Genomic DNA, 17,775 nt, shown 5'->3' on the forward strand with positions numbered 1-17,775 from the left:
AAGAACCCCCTCACCTCCCAAACGGGAGATGAGGGGGTTCCTCTGCTCTAAGGCACCCCACGCGGGGGCTACCTATCGGCTATTACGCCTGATGAGTGCTCATCTGAGCGGCAGATTAGTTGCCGGTCAGCTTCTTGCGGAGCTCAGCCAGTGCCTCATCCGATGCGAGGGTACCTGCGGAAGCGGGCTCCTCGGAGGAGTAAGAGGTCGGTGCGGGCTCAGCTGCTACGGGAGCTGCTGCTGCAGCCTCTGCGTCAGCCTCGAGAGCCTTAGCAACCTGAACCTTGTGAGCCTCGAAGCGAGCCTGTGCCTCTGCGTACTGTGCTTCCCAAGCCTCGCGCTGTGCGTCGAAGCCTTCCAGCCACTCGTTAGCCTCGGGGTCGAAGCCCTCGGGGTACTTGTAGTTGCCAGCCTCGTCGTACTCTGCAGCCATGCCGTACAGAGCGGGGTCAAACTCGGTAGCGTTGGGGTCAACGCCCTCGTTTGCCTGCTTGAGGGACAGGGAGATGCGGCGGCGGTCCATGTCGATGTCGATGATCTTAACGAAGACCTCTTCACCAACGGAGACGACCTGCTCAGCCAGGTCAACGTGGCGGGTTGCCAGCTCGGAGATGTGGACGAGGCCCTCGATGCCGTCCTCAACGCGCACGAATGCACCGAAGGGAACGAGCTTGGTGACCTTGCCGGGAACAATCTGACCCAGAGCGTGGGTGCGAGCAAATGCCTGCCACGGATCTTCCTGGGTTGCCTTGAGGGACAGGGACACGCGCTCGCGGTCCAGGTCCACCTCGAGAACCTCGACGGTAACGGGCTGGCCAACCTCGACAACCTCGGAGGGGTGGTCGATGTGCTTCCAGGACAGCTCGGAAACGTGAACCAGACCGTCCACGCCACCCAGGTCCACGAATGCACCGAAGTTGACGATGGAGGAGACAACGCCCTCGCGGACCTGACCCTTCTCCAGCTCGTTGAGGAAGGAGGAGCGAACAGCGGACTGAGTCTCTTCCAGGTATGCACGGCGGGACAGAACAACGTTGTTGCGGTTCTTGTCCAGCTCGATGATCTTAGCTTCGATCTGCTGACCGATGTAAGGTGCGAGGTCGCGGACGCGGCGCATCTCAACGAGGGATGCGGGCAGGAAGCCACGCAGACCGATGTCGAGGATAAGGCCACCCTTGACAACCTCGATAACGGTACCGGTAACGACGCCGTCGTTTTCCTTGACCTTCTCGATGTCGCCCCATGCACGCTCGTACTGTGCGCGCTTCTTGGAGAGGATCAGGCGACCTTCCTTGTCCTCCTTGGTGAGGACGAGTGCCTCAACCTCGGAGCCGAGCTCGACAACCTCAGAGGGGTCGATGTCGTGCTTGATGGACAGCTCGCGGGAGGGGATGACGCCTTCGGTCTTGTAACCGATGTCGAGCAGAACCTCATCGTGGTCGATCTTAACGACCTGGCCGGAGACGAGATCGCCGTCGTTGAAGACCTTAATGGTCTGCTCGACAGCCTCGAGGAATGCCTGCTCGTCGCCGATGTCGTTGATTGCGACCTGAGGGATGTTGGTGCTCATGTAGTGAGGGCTCCAATTGGATTTCTAATAGGTCGACGCTGCCGGTTCACCGCTCAACGCCCCCTGGTGGAGGCGCCGGCCGGCTCACTTTTTCACCCCGGCGCGCACGGTATAGGACCGCTAACGCCTTTGAACGGGGTGAGGAAACGTCGAGCTGACGGATACTTACAATGTGTACCGCCCACCGGAAGCAGATGCTCTCAGCAGGGTGTGCGAGCGGTCTGTGCCCGTTTTCTCCCCGTTTTCTTAAGGAGAAAAAGAGCATAGAAAACCCGTACGTTGGTACACGCGATTAATAGTGTACGGGAATCCCGGGCGTGTCGTCAATGGTTACGCGCCCGGGATTCCCGTACTTATTTGCGGTTTTAGTAACGCTGGGATGCGAGGGGCTGTGCTCGTCCTCGTTCCTACAGGGGCACCCGCCCTCGCTTCGCTTCGGGCACCCTGATGTCACTACGGACGACACCGCCCCTCCTCATGCTCGCACCAGGCTGGAACGAGGGGTAGCTATACCCTCCGGAAGCGACATCAGGGTACCCTCTCGGGTGCTCTCCGCGGCGAAGCAAGGAGAGGGCGGAGCGCCCGAGAGGGTGGGTTCCCCTGCAGGAGCGGAGGAAGGGTATAGCGTACCCACCCACCCCTGCCTGTAGGAACGAGGACGATAACTGCCTTTCCGTGCGGAAATCAATACAAGGTAGTGAGCCTAGTGGCCCGCCTCCTGCCAAGACTTACCCCAGCCGACCTGCACATCCAGAGGAACACGCAGGGAGGCGGCACCGCTCATCTCCTCGACCAGCACGCGTTCGGCGGCTTCACGCTCACCGGTGGCGACTTCGAGGATGATTTCGTCGTGCACCTGCAGCAGCATGCGGGTCTTCAGGCCCTCTTCGCGCAGGCGGCGGTGAATGTTGATCATGGCGATCTTGATGATGTCCGCGGCGGTGCCCTGAATGGGGGCGTTGAGGGCGGCGCGTTCGGCGGCTTCACGGCGTACACGGTTGGGCGAGTCCAGGTCGGGCAGCACGCGGCGGCGGCCGAAAATGGTTTCGGTGTAGCCGTCCTGGTGTGCCTGCTTGAGTACGCCGCGCAGGAATCGTCCCACGCGTCCGAAGCGCTTGAAGTAGTTGGTGCGCAATTCGCCTGCTTCGTCGGAGCTGATGTTCAGCTGCTTGGCGAGGCCGAATCGGGACAGGCCGTATGCCAGGCCGTAGGACATTGCCTTGACCTTGGAGCGCTGCTCGGGGGTGACTTCTTCGGGGGCGACGCCGAAGACTTCGGAACCGACGTAACGGTGCAGGTCCTCCCCCGCTTCGTAGGCTGCGATGAGCTTCTCGTCGGCGGCGAGGTGCACCATGATGCGCATTTCGATCTGCGAGTAGTCGGCGGTGAGCAGACCCTCGTACTCCACACCGTCGACGGGTGCGGGCGCGACGATGAAGGCGCCACGGATGCGGCGGCCTTCTTCGGTGCGGATCGGGATGTTCTGCAGGTTCGGCGCGGTCGAGGAGAGTCGACCGGTGGAGGCGGCACCCTGCTGGAAGGTGGTGTGCACGCGTCCGTCGTCGGCGGCTGCTTTCTGCAGGCCTTCGACGGTCTGTACGAGTTTGATGTTGTCGCGGTAGGCGGCGAGCGCACCGAGGAATGCGGCACCGTCGGACTCCGGGGAGATTTTGGCGAGCAGTTCGGTGACGGATTCGGCGTCGGTGGAGTAGCCGGACTTGATTTTGCGGGTGTGCGGCAGGGCGAGCTTGTCGAAGAGCACGGTCTGCAGCTGTTTGACGGAGGCGAGGTTGAGGGGTTCTTCGCCGTCGTCGGTTTGGACGGTGTCGCCGATGATGGTGCGTGCGGCGTCCTGCGCCTGGTTAGCGCGTGCGGAGAAGGTGTCGTGCAGTTCGGCAAGGAGCGCGTCGGAGACGGCGATGCCTGCCTGCTCCATGTCTGCGAGGACGTAAAGTAGCGGCAGTTCGATTTCTTCGTAGACTTTGAGCTGGCCGTGTTCTTCCATTTCGTAGTGCAGCAGGCGCGCGAGTTCGTGGATGATGCGGCTGATTTGGGTGAAGTAGCGCAGGTTGTCGACGGGTTCGGCTTCGCCAGGCAGGCTGAAGAGGGAGGGTTCTGCCTCATCTTCTTCGGGCTGGAAGACGAGCTGCGCGTAGGGGTCCTTGGGGATCCAGAGGTAGCGTTCGGCGAGGTCTTCCATGCGTTCGGAGAAGAGTTTGCGGGTTGCGGTGGGGATGAAGCCGCACATGTAGGAGGACAGGGCGGGGTCTTCGACGGCGCCGGCGAGTTCGTAGCCGTAGGCGCGCAGGAGTTTGCGCTGAACCTTGAGGTCCATGACGATTTTGCGGGCTGCTTCGTCGGAGAGCCAGGCGGCGAGGGCGGCGTCGAGTTCCGGGTCGATGCTGCGGGTGTCGACCCAGAGGCTGGTGCTCTTGCTGGTGAGGAGCACGCCGAGCAGTTCGGGGTTTTCTTCGGCGGCGCGGATCTTGGTTTTGGTGACCTTGACGGCGGGTGCGTCGCCGATGGCGGGGCGCGCTACGGGCAGGTTGGTGACCGGGTAGAGGGTCACGGCGCCTTCGAGGCGTTCGGGTACGGCGATGGGCGCGCCCTGTTCGTCGGTGCCGTAGTTTTCTTCGGCTGCGGCGGCGCAGAAGGCGCGGAATGCTACTGCGTCTGCGTTTTTGGTGGGTGCGCTGGTGGCAATGGGTGCGTAGACGGGGCCGGTGGGTGCCTTCTTGGTGACGCCCTCCTCCCCTGCTTCTGCGGTGGAAACTGCAGAGCCAGCGGATCCGGCTGCGCGCACGATGGGGCCGAGGGTGTCGGCGGCGCGCTTGCGGATGGTGCGGAACTCTACTTCGTCGAAGAAGGTGTTGAGTGCATCCAGGTCGGGGGTGAATGCGGTGTCTTCGAGGGTGACGTTCAGGTCGAGGTCGTTGACGAGCTGGTTGAGTCGGCGGTTGCGCACGACGTTGTCGATATTTTCGCGTAGTGCTTCGCCCTTCTTGCCGCCGATCTTGTCGCTGTTTTCGATGACGGCGTCGAGGGAGCCGTATTCGCTGAGCCATTTGGCGGCGAAGCCGGGGCCTACGCCGGGTACGCCGGGCAGGTTGTCCGCCTGCTCGCCGGTGAGGGCGGCGAGGTCGGGGTACATGTGCGGGGGTACTTTGGTTTTCTTTTCGACGGCGGCGGGGTCCATGCGCTGAATACCCTTGGAGGGGCCGGTGGTGACCGGGTAGAGCAGGGTGACGTCGTCGGTGACGAGCTGGAAGATGTCGCGGTCGCCGGAGAGGATGAGAACCTTGTAGCCGGCTTCGGTGCCGCGGCGGGTGAGGGTTGCAACGATGTCGTCGGCTTCGTAGTTTTCGTAGGTGAGCGCGGGGATGTTGAGCGCGCCGAGCATCTTTTTGATGAGGTCGATCTGGCCGTCGAAGGCTTCGGGGATGGCGTTGCGGCCGCCCTTGTATTCGCCGTATTCGGCGGTGCGGAAGGTGCCGCCGGGCAGGTCGAAGGCTACGGCGATGTGGCTGGGCTGGTTGTCTTTGATGATGCTCAGCAGGGTGGAGAGGAAGGCGTGGACAGCTTCGGTGTGCTGGCCGTCGCTGCGCACGAAGATGTGCTGTCCGGTCCTTTCGGCCATGGTGTAGATGCCGAAGAAGGAGCGTAGGGCGAGGGAGTGTCCGTCAATGAGCAGGAGGGTTTTGTTCTCTGTAGTCACTCCTCTAGTGTATCGAGTCTGAGTTTTCTTGGTGGTTGGCTTCGTGGCTGCGGGTTTTGTGGTGGCTGCCGGTTAGGACTGTGGGGAGGCGCCCGCGCCGTGTTGGGTGCCGGTGCTGTGCCATATAGCGGAATAACGGGGTGTGTGGAAAGAGTTTTACCTCATATGTAGGTGCCGGTGGGGTGCGTTTGGTGAGTTTTCCCCCAAAAAATGTGCCCCAAGCCACTATGTAAGGTGGATAATAATACGGTTTCCAGATAATATATAACCTTATTATCGCCTCCAGCGTAGGAGCCCCCACACCCCGTGTATTCATAGGCAGAACTCTACCCAGAATTCACCGGCAGGATCCACCGGACCGTGAGGGCACCTCCCGCGCTTAACACACAACGAACCCTCATTTAGGAAACTATGAAGGCACTCAAAAAACTTCCCCTTCTCGCGTGGATTATCATCGCGATTGCATCGGGTGTGCTCATCGGCATGCTGACCCCCGGAATGATTAGCGGCATCAATGACGCAACCGGCGCATCCATCGCCACCGACTTTATTGTGCAGCTCTTCGTCTCCTTCTCTACCGTATTCAGTGCCTTCCTGAGCTTCGCGATTCCGCTGATTATTATCGGTTTCATCGTGCCCGGCATTGGTTCCCTCGCGCAGGGTGCGGGCAAGATGCTCGGCATCACCGTGGGTCTGGCGTACATCTCCAGCATCCTTGCTGGCTTCCTGGCACTGACCTGCGCACTGCTGCTCTACCCCATCATCCTGAAGGGTCAGCAGCTCGCTTCCTTCGATAACCCCGAGAACGCACTGTCCAAGGGCTACATCTCCTTCGAGCTGACCCCGATTATGGGCGTGCTGAGCGCACTGATTCTCTCCTTCATCCTGGGCCTGGGCATTACCGCTCTAAAGACCCGTGCGATGCTGAACCTCTTCGAGGACTTCCAGGTCATCGTTGAGAAGATGCTCGGCTACGTGATTATCCCCCTGCTGCCGGTGCACATTGTGGGCGTGTTCGCGAACATGACCCTCGCCGGTCAGGTGGCGAAGATTCTCTCCGTCTTCGGTCTTGTGTTCGTCATGGTGATTATTCTGCACTGGGTCACCCTGGCGCTGCAGTACTCGGTGGCTGGCGCGATTTCTCGCCGCAACCCCATCCAGATGCTCAAGACCATGCTCCCGGCATACTTCACCGCGATCGGTACCCAGTCTTCGGCTGCGACCATCCCAGTGACCGTGCGTTCGGCGAAGAAAGCTGGCATCTCCCCCCGCGTGGTGGACTTCGCGATTCCGCTGTGCGCGACCATTCACCTCTCCGGCTCCATGATTACCATTACCTCCTGCTCGGTGGCAGTGCTGTTCATGACCGGCCAGCACCCCGACTTCGGTAGCCTGATCCCCATGATTCTGGTGCTCGGCGTGATGATGGTTGCCGCTCCCGGCGTTCCCGGCGGTGGCGTGATGACCGCAATCGGTCTGCTGCAGTCCATGCTTGGTTTCGATGCCTCCATGATTGCCCTGATGATTGCCCTGTACCTGGCTCAGGACTCCTTCGGCACCGCAACCAACGTGACCGGTGACGCGACCATCGCAGCCCTGACCGAGCGTATCTCCAAGGCAATCGGAGCGAACCCCGATAAGGAAATCCGCGACGAGGACATCGAAAAGGCAGAAGCTATTTCCGCCTAATTCCTCATCCGCTTACATAGCGTTTTTCAGCCCCGCTTCCCCCTGTAGGAGGCGGGGCTGATTCGTACCCGGAAGCACTCGCGAAAAGCTATCCCACCCAAAGCAACAAAAACCAAGGAGTACACTGGAAGTCATGACTGAAAACAACACACAGCACGCACCCGTCCGCGCGGCAGCGCCCACCACCCTCACCGCAGAAGAAATCAAGGCGCAGCTGACCGAAAGCGGCATCCCCGAGCACCTGCACCCCTACTTCCCCCGCGGTCTGGGCGAGCTCATCCCCGCCATGGGCATTAAGTTCCAGGAACTCACCGCAGAACGCACCGTTGCGACCATGCCCGTCGCCGGTAACACCCAGCCCATCGGTCTGCTGCACGGCGGTGCCAACGTGGTTCTCGCCGAGACCCTCGGCTCGCTCTCCGCGGGTGTGCACGGCGGCGAAACCCTCGTAGCAGTCGGCGTGGACATCAACGCAACCCACGTGCGCCCGGCAGTCTCCGGCGTGGTCACCGCAACCTGCACCGCCGTCAAGCTCGGACGCACCCTGTGCATCCACACCATCGACATTGTGGATGAGCGCGGCCGCACCACCTGCACCGCACGCATCACCAATATGCTGATTCCCCGCCCCACCGCCTAACGTCCTACAACTTCAGCAAGTAGCCTAAAATCGTAGAAGCACGGGGTACACGGCACCCCGCCCACACCCCACCAGAAGGTACGACCAGAAGGAGCACCATGGCCCGCGAGCGCACCCCCTATTTCAAGCGTTACCCGAAGATTGTGCGCGCCAAGCGCATTGTCCTGCCCATCGCAATCGGCGTGATGCTGGTGTGCCTGGTGACCGCCATCAACAACCCCGGCAGCTTCTGGTGGCTGGGCGTGATGCTCGGTACCGGCGGCATGCTCTGGGCTGGCTCCCCCACGGATCGCCCCATCAGCGGCCCGAACAATGACGAAGACGATTTGAACCGCTACCTGCGTTAAGTTCCGTGTAGCGCCGGGTTCCCGCCCGCGTTAGGCACCCGATTCGCGGCGCACACCCGCGAACCGTTAAACACGAACGCCCCGTCCCTCAGCTTCATCGTGAGGGGTGGGGCGTTTGTGTGTCATGAATAAGGCGCTGGTTCATCAATGCACCAGCCGTGTGTGCTCAGCGGCGATTCCTAGTCTTCGCCGTAGCGTGCATTCGTACCTGTACCGATCTGTACTGTGTACGTCTCGTATTTAGGAGAGCTGCTTGATGATGGTGTCGGAAACTTCACGCATGGACAGGCGACGGTCCATGGAGGTCTTCTGAATCCAGCGGAATGCTTCCGGCTCGGTCAGGTTCATCTTGGTGATGAGCAGCGACTTTGCGCGGTCAACGAGCTTGCGGGTCTCGAACTGGTCACGGATGGTGCCGACTTCCTTCTCGAGTGCGCGAATCTGCTCGTAGCGGCTGATTGCCACCTCAATGGCGGGGACCAGGTCGTTCGGGGAGAACGGCTTGACGACGTACGCCATAGCGCCTGCCTCAACGGCACGATCAACGAGTTCCTTCTGGCTGAATGCGGTCAGCAGAACGACGGGAGCGATCTGCTCCTTTGCGATTTCTTCAGCTGCGGTGATGCCGTCCATAATCGGCATCTTCACATCCATGAGGACGAGGTCGGGGCGGTGCTTCTGCGCTAGCTCGACGGCGGTCTTGCCGTTATCAGTTTCTGCAACAACATCGAAACCCTGGTCCTTCAGAATTTCGACGATGTCGAGGCGAATCAATGCCTCATCTTCTGCCACGACGACGGTGCGAGCGGGACCCTGCTCCTCTGCCTGATCCTGAGTGGTCAGCTCTGACATTACTCTTCTCCTTTATCAAATTTCAGTCACTTTAAAGTCTACAGGAGGAAATAAATGTTCATCTACTTTCTCGCCTTGTCCCCCGCGTGTTATATGCGCCCTATGTGCAGGTGGGAGGAGTTTTCTTTCGTCATTTTTGAGCCACCACGCAGATTTTGCATCTTAATGCATGTTTTTGTTCTATACTGCTCATGACCACAAAGAAAAACCCGCACAACGCAGAGGTCACGCGGCGAAATTCACACCTAAAACATAGACCCGAAAATGACTCTGACATGCAATAACGCGTCATCGGGTTAGATACAAACGTAATAAACAAAATATTTATACCGAAACTCCATCACCTGCCAAAGAAGGCCGATACACTGGAATGGATTATTCTCCTCGACTTCTCCGGCACTCGCATTTGACCGACCATACTCGATACCCGGAGGGGATTCATGTCAATCACCCGTCAAGCACGCACCCTGTACTCAGACTTCGTCGAGTACAAGGAACTCGATCGCGCCCCGCTGACTTCCATTCACCCCGGAATTCTCATCGCCTTCGACTCCACCGCGCTTGCAAGCCTCTACAACTACCCAACCCACATTAGCAACGAAATCCTCCGCGCCTACTCACAGCTACGCGGACACGCCTTCCTCCCCCACCAGGCACTCAAAGAATTCTGGGCAGCACTCGACGGCGCATCCCCCGTGCCCGCCGCCGCAGAACGCGTCCGCTCAGCGCTCGCATCCTTCAAAGAAACCCTGCCCGAAGAACGCAACTCCCCCTGGAGTGCGCTGCGTTCCGTCACGCACCAGCTGGACCACTCCATCGCACAGATTATGCGGATCCTCGAACCCACCACCGACACCGGATCCATCAACATGGCACGCCGCGAAGATGACACGATCCTGCCGCGACTGAACCGCATCTTCACCGGACACGTAGGCGCAGCACCCAGCCCCGAACGCCACGAACAGCAGTGCCGTGAAGCGCTCGAGCAGGGACACCCGCTGCTCGCTAATGCCAGCTTTGACGCCGACTTCGCGCTCTGGAACCAGTGCGTTACCGAAGCCACCACCCGCGTGAAGGGCACCGACTGCGTCTTCGTCACCGGTGGTGTGCGCGACACCTGGCTACGCAACGGTCAGCAGGTACGCGCCGCATCGGGCGGCGAACCCGTACACCAGCTCGCGAACCGTCAGCTGTTGCGTGAATACGCTAAGGCAACCGGAGGCGGCGTATTCCGCATCTACACCGTCGAGGAGATCCTGCGCCTCACCTCCAATCAGTACGGCGTGACCGTCAGCGACGCGACCTACAGCGCGATTCGCGCGGAACAGCCCGTAGCTGTGTAAATTCGCCGTGCACAGTCACCGTTGAGAATAATCCCACCACACCCACCACCATTAACCCCGAGAAGCCACATGTGTTTCGAGAAGCCACTAATAACGTGGCTTTTCGAAACACATGTGGCTTTTCAGCGTCTAGCTAGTTCTCACGGCTGGTGCGGTACAGCTCAGCGGCGCGCTCCTCCAAGGACTCGTCATCACCGAGCATCAGGTAGCACAGGTATAGGGTGAAGGCGGCGCGGCAGTCGGCGGCGGGCGCCTCCGCGTCATCACCCTCAGGGGTGCTGAAAGCGATAACGTCGTGCGCCTGGGGCAGGGCTGCGATCAGGTGCGCGGCGGTTTCGTAGCCTTCCTGGTTGCCGGGCAGGGTGAACTGGTGCGGCTCCTGGTTCTTGTCAGCAGCGCCGGATTCCGCACGAGCAGCGGAAAAGTTAGTCTTGAGGACGTCCTCAACACGGCTCATCAGCTCAGCATCGGGCAGGGTGCGGTCATCCGCGGCGAACGCAACGTGGATGCTGTTCAGGGTCTCGTAGGGGTGCTCACCCGCGTAGTATCCGGCGGCGAGCGCGTAGCCGGTGAGCAGCTGCGCTTCGTCGGCGGTGAAGGTGCCGCGCGCCTCACGCAGGGCGGGTAGCAGAAGCTCGGTCAGGAGGGGGTGCAGGGACTCGGGGGCGTTCGCGATAGCCTCCTGCAGGTACTCTTCCGCTTCCGCGGTGGGCTCGGTGTTGAGCAGGGTCAGGAAAGCATCTTCGGGGGCATCCCAGTAGCGGGCAATCAGCACGAGGGTCGCAATGAGCGCGAGAAGCTCACGGTAGTTGCCCGAACGGTCAGCACCGAAGGTGTCAGCAACAACGCGGGCGAGCATGTGTGCGGCAATGTTCTCGAGGACAAACTCGTCGTAGGGGCTGTCGCCGGGCCAGTTTGCGGGGTCAGGAAGGTAGGTTTCGTCCAGGTAGCGCAGCACGGGTTCGAGGGGCGCGGGCGCATCCGTAGCGAGGTCGGGGCAACACTGCGCAACCCAGCTGCTCACGGTAGCCTCGTCGGCAATGCCGGTAGCCTCAGCGAGCTGGGCGCGCGAAAGGCTGTACGGCGCAACGAGCGTGGCGAGGTCGTCGCAGGCGCTGTTGGAGCGGTAGGTGGGCTGGTAGTTAGCGTTGGGGAGGGTTCCGGGGAGGGTGGTTGCCATGGTGGCTCCTTCGCTGAGGTTCGGGGTGAATTGGGTTGTATGGTGTGCGATGCTCGGGACCGTTTGAAGGGTCGGCGCATCTTCTAATTTCAGAATATCCCAGAGCCTCGAATCATGTACTGCCCGTCGTCATTACCCGCCCATTAACCGCGAGAAGCCACATGTGTTCACAACACATGTGGCTTCTCGGCGGAATATGAGGATGCTAGTCCAGTAGCGCGTCCACGAATGCTTCCGGGTCGAACGGTGCCAGGTCGTCCGGGCCTTCACCCAGGCCGATGAGCTTGACGGGAACGCCGAGCTCCTCCTGGATAGCGACCACGATACCGCCCTTTGCGGTGCCGTCGAGCTTGGTCAGCACGATACCGGTGACGTCCACGATATCGCCGAAGACCTTCGCCTGAACCATACCGTTCTGGCCGGTGGTCGCGTCAATGACGAGCAGAACCTCGGTGACCGGCGCTTCCTTCTCGATAACGCGCTTGATCTTGCCGAGCTGATCCATCAGACCGGACTTGTTCTGCAGGCGACCTGCGGTGTCCACGAGCACGGTGTCGACGCCCTGCTCCTTGCCAGCCTTCACGGCATCAAACGCGACGGATGCGGGGTCGGCGCCTTCCTTCTCGGAACGCACGGTCTTCACTCCCACGCGGTCACCCCAGGTGGTCAGCTGCTCGGACGCGGCCGCACGGAACGTGTCCGCGGCGCCCAGGAGCAGGGTCTGACCGTCAGCGACCATCACGCGGGCGATCTTACCGACCGTGGTGGTCTTACCGACGCCGTTCACGCCAACAACCAGCACCACGCCGGGGTTGCCGTCGCTACCGGCGGTCTTCAGTTCACGGTCCATGTCGGGGCGAACAATCTTCACGAGCTCCTCACGGAGCATCTTCTTCACGGCGGCAGGGTTGCTCGTACCTTCAACGCGCACGCGCTGCTGCAGCGCCTCCACCAGGCGGGTAGTCGGCTCGGAACCCAGGTCGGCAAGCAGCAGGGTCTCCTCAACCTCATCCCAGACGTCCTGGTCGATGCGGTCGCGGGAGAGCAGAGCCAGCAAGCCCTTGCCGAGCATGTTGTTCGAACGAGCCAGGCGGGCACGCAGGCGCACCAGACGACCCGCGGACGGGTCGGGCATATCAAGTTCAATAGCGCAAGGTGCCGAGCTTTCGGGTTCTTCCGCCGAACCGCCGGAGGCCTTAGCCGCCTCCTGGCGCAAAGACTGCAGGTTCGCGGTCTTCTTGGGTCGGCGCAGAACGGCGAAAAGTACACCGGCGATAACCAGTACACCCAGCACGATTGCGCAGATTATCATCATCGTTTCATTCACACTACTAGCTTACCGGTTTGGGTGGTTTGGCTGGTCGAGGTGACGCGCATGCCCGGCTGTCGGCGGAGTAGACTGGACACTGTTAAGTTTTTTAGCCGAGCACATGGTTGGCAGTTGCGGGTGGGGCCTGCGGCTGCCGCACGGCACCGCACGATTTCAAGGATGAGCATGAGGAACCCTGCCAAAACACCGCCTGTTTTTGACCCGCGCACGATTGATCCGAACCGTGTGCCGACCGGTTTGAAGGTTCTGATTGCTGCGTCGTTCATGATTGCGGTGGGTTTTGGTTTGGTGGCGCCGGTGCTGCCGAACTATGCGCAGAACTTTAATGCGACGGTCACGATGGCGACGATGGTGGTTTCTGCGTTGGCGATTACGCGCCTGATTTTTGCGCCGTCGGCGGGTCAGATGATTACCCGGTGGGGTGAGCGTCCGGTGTACACGATTGGCATGCTGATTGTGTCGGTGACGTCGTTTATGATTGCGTTTGCCTGGGATTATTGGGTGCTGCTGGGTTCGCGTGCGGTGGCGGGTATCGGCTCGGTCATGTTCACGGTCTCTGCGATGGGTCTGTTGGTGCGCTTGTCCCCGGCGCATATGCGTGGCCGTATTTCGGGCTATTATGCGACAGCGTTCCTGTTGGGTAACCTGCTGGGCCCGGTGATTGCGAGCGCGCTGGCGCCTTTTGGTATGCGTGCACCGTTTATTGTGTATGGTTTTTCGCTGCTGGCGGCGGGTCTGATTGTGTGGTTTTTGATGCCGTCGCAGGCTGCGCTGGAGGCGGAGCGTGACGCGATTATGGAGGCGGCGACACTGGCTGAGGGTAAGGGTACTGGGGTGTTGCCTTCGGCGGCTCCCTCCCCTGCTGACACTCAGGCTGGCGCATCCGGCAAAGCGGCTAAGCCTGCTGCATCCGGCGGTGCTGCGGGTAAGAGCGACCTGCCGGCGATGACGGTTCGTGACGCGTTGAAGTTCTCGAATTACCGTTCTGCGCTGGTTTCGAACTGGGCGATTGGCTGGTCGGTGTTTGGTGTGCAGTCGTCGATTATTCCGTTGGCGGCGGCGTATTTGGCGACTGGCGGCGATATGTCGAATTCGGTGGCGGGTACCCTGTTGGCTTCGTTGGCGATGGCGACGAACTCGTTTGGTAATGCGTTGACGCAGACGTTCTCGGGTCGTTTTTCGGATCGTTTTGGTCGCCGTGTGATGGCGTTTTCGGGTCTGCTGTTGGCGGGTTCTGCGGTGACGTTTATGGGTTTCGCGCCGGTGGCGTGGGTGTTTGTGTCGTTGACGGCGTGTCTGGGTATTGGTGCGGCGTTTATGGGTCCGTCGATTCAGGCTGCGGTGTCTGATGTGATTGGTACTCGTCGCAGTGGTGGCCAGGTGTTGGCGGTGTATCAGATGTGTAGCGATTTCGGTATGATTTTGGGTCCGCTGGTGGCTGGCATGATTGCGGATGCGTGGGGCTTTGTTCCGGCGTTCATTATGAGTGGTTTGTTGTTGGTGGCGGCGGCGTTCACGTGGGCGCCGTTCCGGAAGGCGCGCTGGCCGAAGGATATTGCGGACGCGGACTATACGGGCCGCTAAAAGCTCTCTAATAAGTAAAAAGCCGGTGCCCGGTTCCTGTTGCGTGGCAGGAACCGGGCACCGGCTTTTAATCTATATGAGATTTAGGGAACGAGTACAATGATGCCAGCCATTATCTGATCACCCCAGAGAATCAAAATCCAGGGAATAGACAGCGCCATGCCTAATGCAACCAGCACGGGACGGTACCAGCGGCTCTTCGGCAGGTATGCCGATACCAGCAGTGCCAGCGGAAACAGCGGCAGCAGGATGCGGATGGTAGAGGAAATCGGGAGCCAGAAGATAAAAAGATACCCCATGTAGCATCCGGTCCACAGCCACAGAGCGGGGTGGATTAGGGAACGACTAAACTTACGGGAAATCCAGTAATAGAAACCCACCACTGCCATAATAACGATTATTGCAACAACAATCTTGGGAAGCACACCACCAAGGTAGTAGTAGATGCGCAGAATCCACTGAATGAAGAACTGGTGGCCTTCGCCGGGTTTGCGGTTACTCCATCCCAGCTCCGTCGCAAAATATGCGTCCATACGCCCTGTTCGCAGAGCAGCATGTAGAGGGTGTACGAACGCGAAGAAACAGACGAACAACGCGCTTATAAGCTGCCCGAACCTGCCCCGGAAGGAGCCCCACGCATCTGACAATGCAGAGTGCGATGCATCCTCGATACGACGGCGACGGTAGTCGTTCACCGTACACCACAGCCACCACAGACCAACAAAGGCACCGAGGGGTACGCCGACCGGGCGGGATAGTGCGGCGAGGAGCGCTACTGGGAGCAGCATGAGGTATCGGCCGCGGAGTACGCACCATACGCTCAGTGCAATCAGTAGGACGGATAGTGCTTCCGCGTAGCCGGTGATGAAGACGGGGCTGGCCATGCTGAAGGCGTACACTGCGACGGCCCATAGTGCGAGGCGGTTGCGGGACTCGTCCCCTACGAGGGCGCGGGTGTCGAAGATGCCGCGGTCACGCCAGTTGAGGCAGCCGATGAAAAGGCGGTGCAGAACATAAGCCAGGGTAAAACCTGCCACGATGGTCAAAGCAAGCGCTGCTACACGGTATCCGATACCGAACGTATCGGCAATACCACCAGCAATGAGGGGCTGTAATGGCATGAAGGCCCAGGTATTGTTGTCCACCGTGCCATCTGGACGCATGGGCAAATACTGAGGATACCAATTGGTATAAATACGCTCGTAGAGGTCGGCATCCCATTTACTCAGGAACCCGAGGAGATCACCGCGCCGGCTTGCACCAACGAGGTGGTTATTTTTGTGTTGCTCATGTGCAACAAGAAAAATGGCAAGATGAAAAACACAGGCAGCTGCCCAAATCAGCAGTGCAGAAACCCACGTACGGCGAGCAGGTAACAACCTTTGCTCAGAAGAAGTGTCAGCTCCAGAAGACTTAGCACCCCGGTCATCAAGAACAGGCACAGGACCAGTCAGAAAACCAGAAAAGAGCTTAGAAAAGACGGAGGACGGAGCAATCCATCCAAGATGTTTAGTCATAAGTATTCTCAATGTGTCAGTGTGAGTGATAATCGGCATCTCAACCATTTCAGCTCTCCGCCACGACGGACAGCATGCACTATACAGCCGGATATGCAGTGCATTTTAGTGAAATGTCCTCCATAGATTATCAGCTATTAACCCACCAGACACGTATAACAAACTCTCCACCTGTAATCTACCCATAGATTTATATCACAGGGCACCTGGTGGCTTGTTAAAAGACTGCAGAAAAGCCGGTACCTGCGAGGGAACAGGCACCGGCTTTATGTGTGCGAGAGGCAAGCCAGCAGAACAAGCTAACCCACTTTTAGGGCAGCAACCAGAAGGGACCGATGACGTCCGGGCCGCCCCAGAGCAGGCGCATCCACAGGGCGGAGCCGAGCAAACCGATAAGCACCAGCAGGAGGCGGTACACGCGGCTCTTCGGCAGGTAGGCGGCGACCAGCAGCGACAGAGGGAACAGCGGCAGCAGAATACGTACGGTGGATGACGTCGGGAGCCAGAAGATGAACAGGTAGCCGGCGTAGCAGGCGGTCCACAGCCACAGGGCGGGGTGCGGGTGAACTTCTGCGACATCCACCAGTAGAAGCTCAGGATGAGAAGCACCAGGCCCGCCCACATGATGATGGCGGGTACGGAGCCAACGTAGTAGAGGTTGAACTGGTGGACCCACTGGGCGAAGTACTGGTGGCCGTCTTCAACCTTGCGGAAGCTCCAGCCGAGTTCGGTGGCGAGGTACGCATCCATACGTCCGTTGCGCAGAGCCGCGTGCAGGGGGTGCACGAAGGCGAAACCGCAGACGAGCAGTGCGCCCAAGAGCTGGGCGAAGCGTCCGCGGAACGCAGCCCACGCATCCGATAGTACAGACTGTGAGGGTTCATCGGAGCGGCGGGCAAGATAGTCAGAAACGGTGCACCAGAACCACCAGAGGCCAACGAACGCACCCAGTGGGACACCCAGCGAGCGAGACAGCGCCGCCAGAAGTGCCACGGGCAGTAACAGAATGTAGCGGCCACGCACCACGCACCAAACACTCAAGGCAAGGAGCAGAGTGGAAAGAGCCTCGGCGTAACCGGTGACGAAGATGGGGCTTGCCGGGCTGAACGCGTACACGGCGAGCGCCCACAGGGCGATGCGGTTTCGGGATTCGTCGCCAACGAGTGCGCGGGTGTCGAAGACGTCTCGGGCACGCCAGTTCAGGGAGCCCACAAAGAGGCGGTAGAGTACGACTGCCAGGGCGAGGCCTGCGGCGAGGCTGACTCCGACCGCGGCGAGGCGGTATTCGATGCCGAAAATGTCAGCGACTTTACCGCTGATCATTGAGTGGAGGGGCATGAACGCCCAGGAGTTGAAGGATACGGACCCGTCGGCGCGCAGGGGCAGTTCGGTGGGGTACCACTCTTTGTAGATGCCCTGGTACCAGCCGGCGTCCCATATGTTCAGGTAGGAGAGGAAGCCGTTGTGGTTTTTGTTTTCGTGGCTGAGGGGGGTTCCGCTGGTCTTCGGCGAGCGAGTAGGCGAAGGTACCGAGGTGGGTTGCGCAGGCTAGTGCCCAGATGATGAGGGGGACCCAGGTGCGCCATGCGGCCAGCTTCTGGGGGTTGGCGGCGGGTTCGGTATTACGCATCTTAGTTTTTGTGGAGGGGCGCTGCGCTTCGAGAGCAGGCACGGGACCGGTGGAGGAGCCAGATTAGAGGTCGCGTTCGATGAAGGACACAGGTTTTCCTGGGGATTGAGCCATAAGTATTCTTGCGAGTGTAGTGTGGACGCATGATAGATATTCCGGTGCTGTGTCTATTGGTTCGTATCCATTAGATGCAACGTGTACTATTCGACCAATATGAGTGGTGCAGTTTGATGAAATATCCATGGGTAGCCTATCAGTGAACTACCTGAGCCTCAATGTGAACGCGCTACTCCGACGAATTATGACGAAAAGATGCGTAAAGCCGGTGCCCGGTTCCTGCTGTGTGGCAGGAACCGGGCACCGGCTTTACGTGTACGA

12 protein-coding genes are annotated in these 17,775 nt (G+C 59.9%); 5 read left to right on the plus strand and 7 right to left on the minus strand.

Annotated elements, in window-relative coordinates; translation table 11 throughout:
• Window positions 1-115 precede the first annotated feature (115 nt).
• A complete protein-coding gene (rpsA, locus tag HMPREF2712_RS07665; RefSeq protein WP_070819664.1) occupies window positions 116-1,570 on the minus strand; it encodes a 30S ribosomal protein S1 in 1,455 nt (484 codons plus the stop codon).
• Between the two features lie 703 nt (window positions 1,571-2,273).
• Window positions 2,274-5,285 (minus strand): DNA polymerase I, encoded by a 3,012-nt coding sequence (gene polA / locus HMPREF2712_RS07670; protein ID WP_070629626.1) that lies wholly within the window; start codon window positions 5,283-5,285, stop codon window positions 2,274-2,276.
• 411 nt (window positions 5,286-5,696) lie between these two features.
• Here polA and HMPREF2712_RS07675 point away from each other — a divergent pair, with 411 nt between their 5' ends.
• From HMPREF2712_RS07675 to HMPREF2712_RS07685, 3 genes are all read left to right on the plus strand, one after another.
• Entirely contained in the window at window positions 5,697-6,974 is a 1,278-nt protein-coding gene (locus tag HMPREF2712_RS07675) for a dicarboxylate/amino acid:cation symporter (RefSeq protein WP_070629625.1), read from the plus strand.
• Between the two features lie 133 nt (window positions 6,975-7,107).
• Entirely contained in the window at window positions 7,108-7,614 is a 507-nt protein-coding gene (locus HMPREF2712_RS07680) for a PaaI family thioesterase (protein WP_070678042.1), read from the plus strand.
• A gap of 98 nt (window positions 7,615-7,712) precedes the next feature.
• Window positions 7,713-7,961 carry a hypothetical protein gene (locus HMPREF2712_RS07685; RefSeq protein ID WP_005506231.1) on the plus strand — a complete coding sequence of 83 codons (249 nt, stop codon included), beginning with the start codon at window positions 7,713-7,715 and terminating at the stop codon, window positions 7,959-7,961.
• 240 nt (window positions 7,962-8,201) lie between these two features.
• Here the strand turns inward: HMPREF2712_RS07685 and HMPREF2712_RS07690 are convergent, their stop codons facing one another.
• Complete coding sequence (locus HMPREF2712_RS07690) at window positions 8,202-8,813, minus strand: ANTAR domain-containing response regulator (RefSeq protein ID WP_049327112.1); 612 nt, start codon at window positions 8,811-8,813, stop codon at window positions 8,202-8,204.
• 440 nt (window positions 8,814-9,253) lie between these two features.
• Here HMPREF2712_RS07690 and HMPREF2712_RS07695 point away from each other — a divergent pair, with 440 nt between their 5' ends.
• Window positions 9,254-10,156, plus strand: a complete 903-nt coding sequence (locus HMPREF2712_RS07695; RefSeq protein WP_070819665.1) for a PIN-like domain-containing protein — start codon at window positions 9,254-9,256, stop codon at window positions 10,154-10,156.
• Between the two features lie 133 nt (window positions 10,157-10,289).
• Here HMPREF2712_RS07695 and HMPREF2712_RS07700 read toward each other — a convergent pair whose 3' ends face one another.
• A complete protein-coding gene (locus HMPREF2712_RS07700) occupies window positions 10,290-11,336 on the minus strand; it encodes a glycosyltransferase (RefSeq protein ID WP_070819666.1) in 1,047 nt (348 codons plus the stop codon).
• Window positions 11,337-11,541: 205 nt separating this feature from the next.
• Window positions 11,542-12,651 (minus strand): signal recognition particle-docking protein FtsY, encoded by a 1,110-nt coding sequence (gene ftsY / locus HMPREF2712_RS07705; protein ID WP_070819667.1) that lies wholly within the window; start codon window positions 12,649-12,651, stop codon window positions 11,542-11,544.
• Between the two features lie 180 nt (window positions 12,652-12,831).
• On the opposite strand from ftsY, the gene HMPREF2712_RS07710 reads away from it, so the two are divergent.
• Complete coding sequence (locus HMPREF2712_RS07710) at window positions 12,832-14,250, plus strand: MFS transporter (RefSeq protein WP_070819668.1); 1,419 nt, start codon at window positions 12,832-12,834, stop codon at window positions 14,248-14,250.
• A gap of 83 nt (window positions 14,251-14,333) precedes the next feature.
• On the opposite strand, the gene HMPREF2712_RS07715 is transcribed toward HMPREF2712_RS07710, so the two are convergent.
• A complete protein-coding gene (locus HMPREF2712_RS07715) occupies window positions 14,334-15,371 on the minus strand; it encodes a hypothetical protein (protein WP_141762573.1) in 1,038 nt (345 codons plus the stop codon).
• A gap of 706 nt (window positions 15,372-16,077) precedes the next feature.
• On the minus strand, window positions 16,078-16,389 hold the full coding sequence (locus HMPREF2712_RS07720) for a hypothetical protein (protein ID WP_141762574.1): 312 nt from the start codon (window positions 16,387-16,389) through the stop codon (window positions 16,078-16,080).
• Window positions 16,390-17,775: the final 1,386 nt, after the last annotated feature.

It is taken from the genome of Rothia sp. HMSC064F07, from assembly GCF_001837265.1.
GTDB classification, from domain to species: Bacteria; Actinomycetota; Actinomycetes; order Actinomycetales; family Micrococcaceae; genus Rothia; species Rothia mucilaginosa.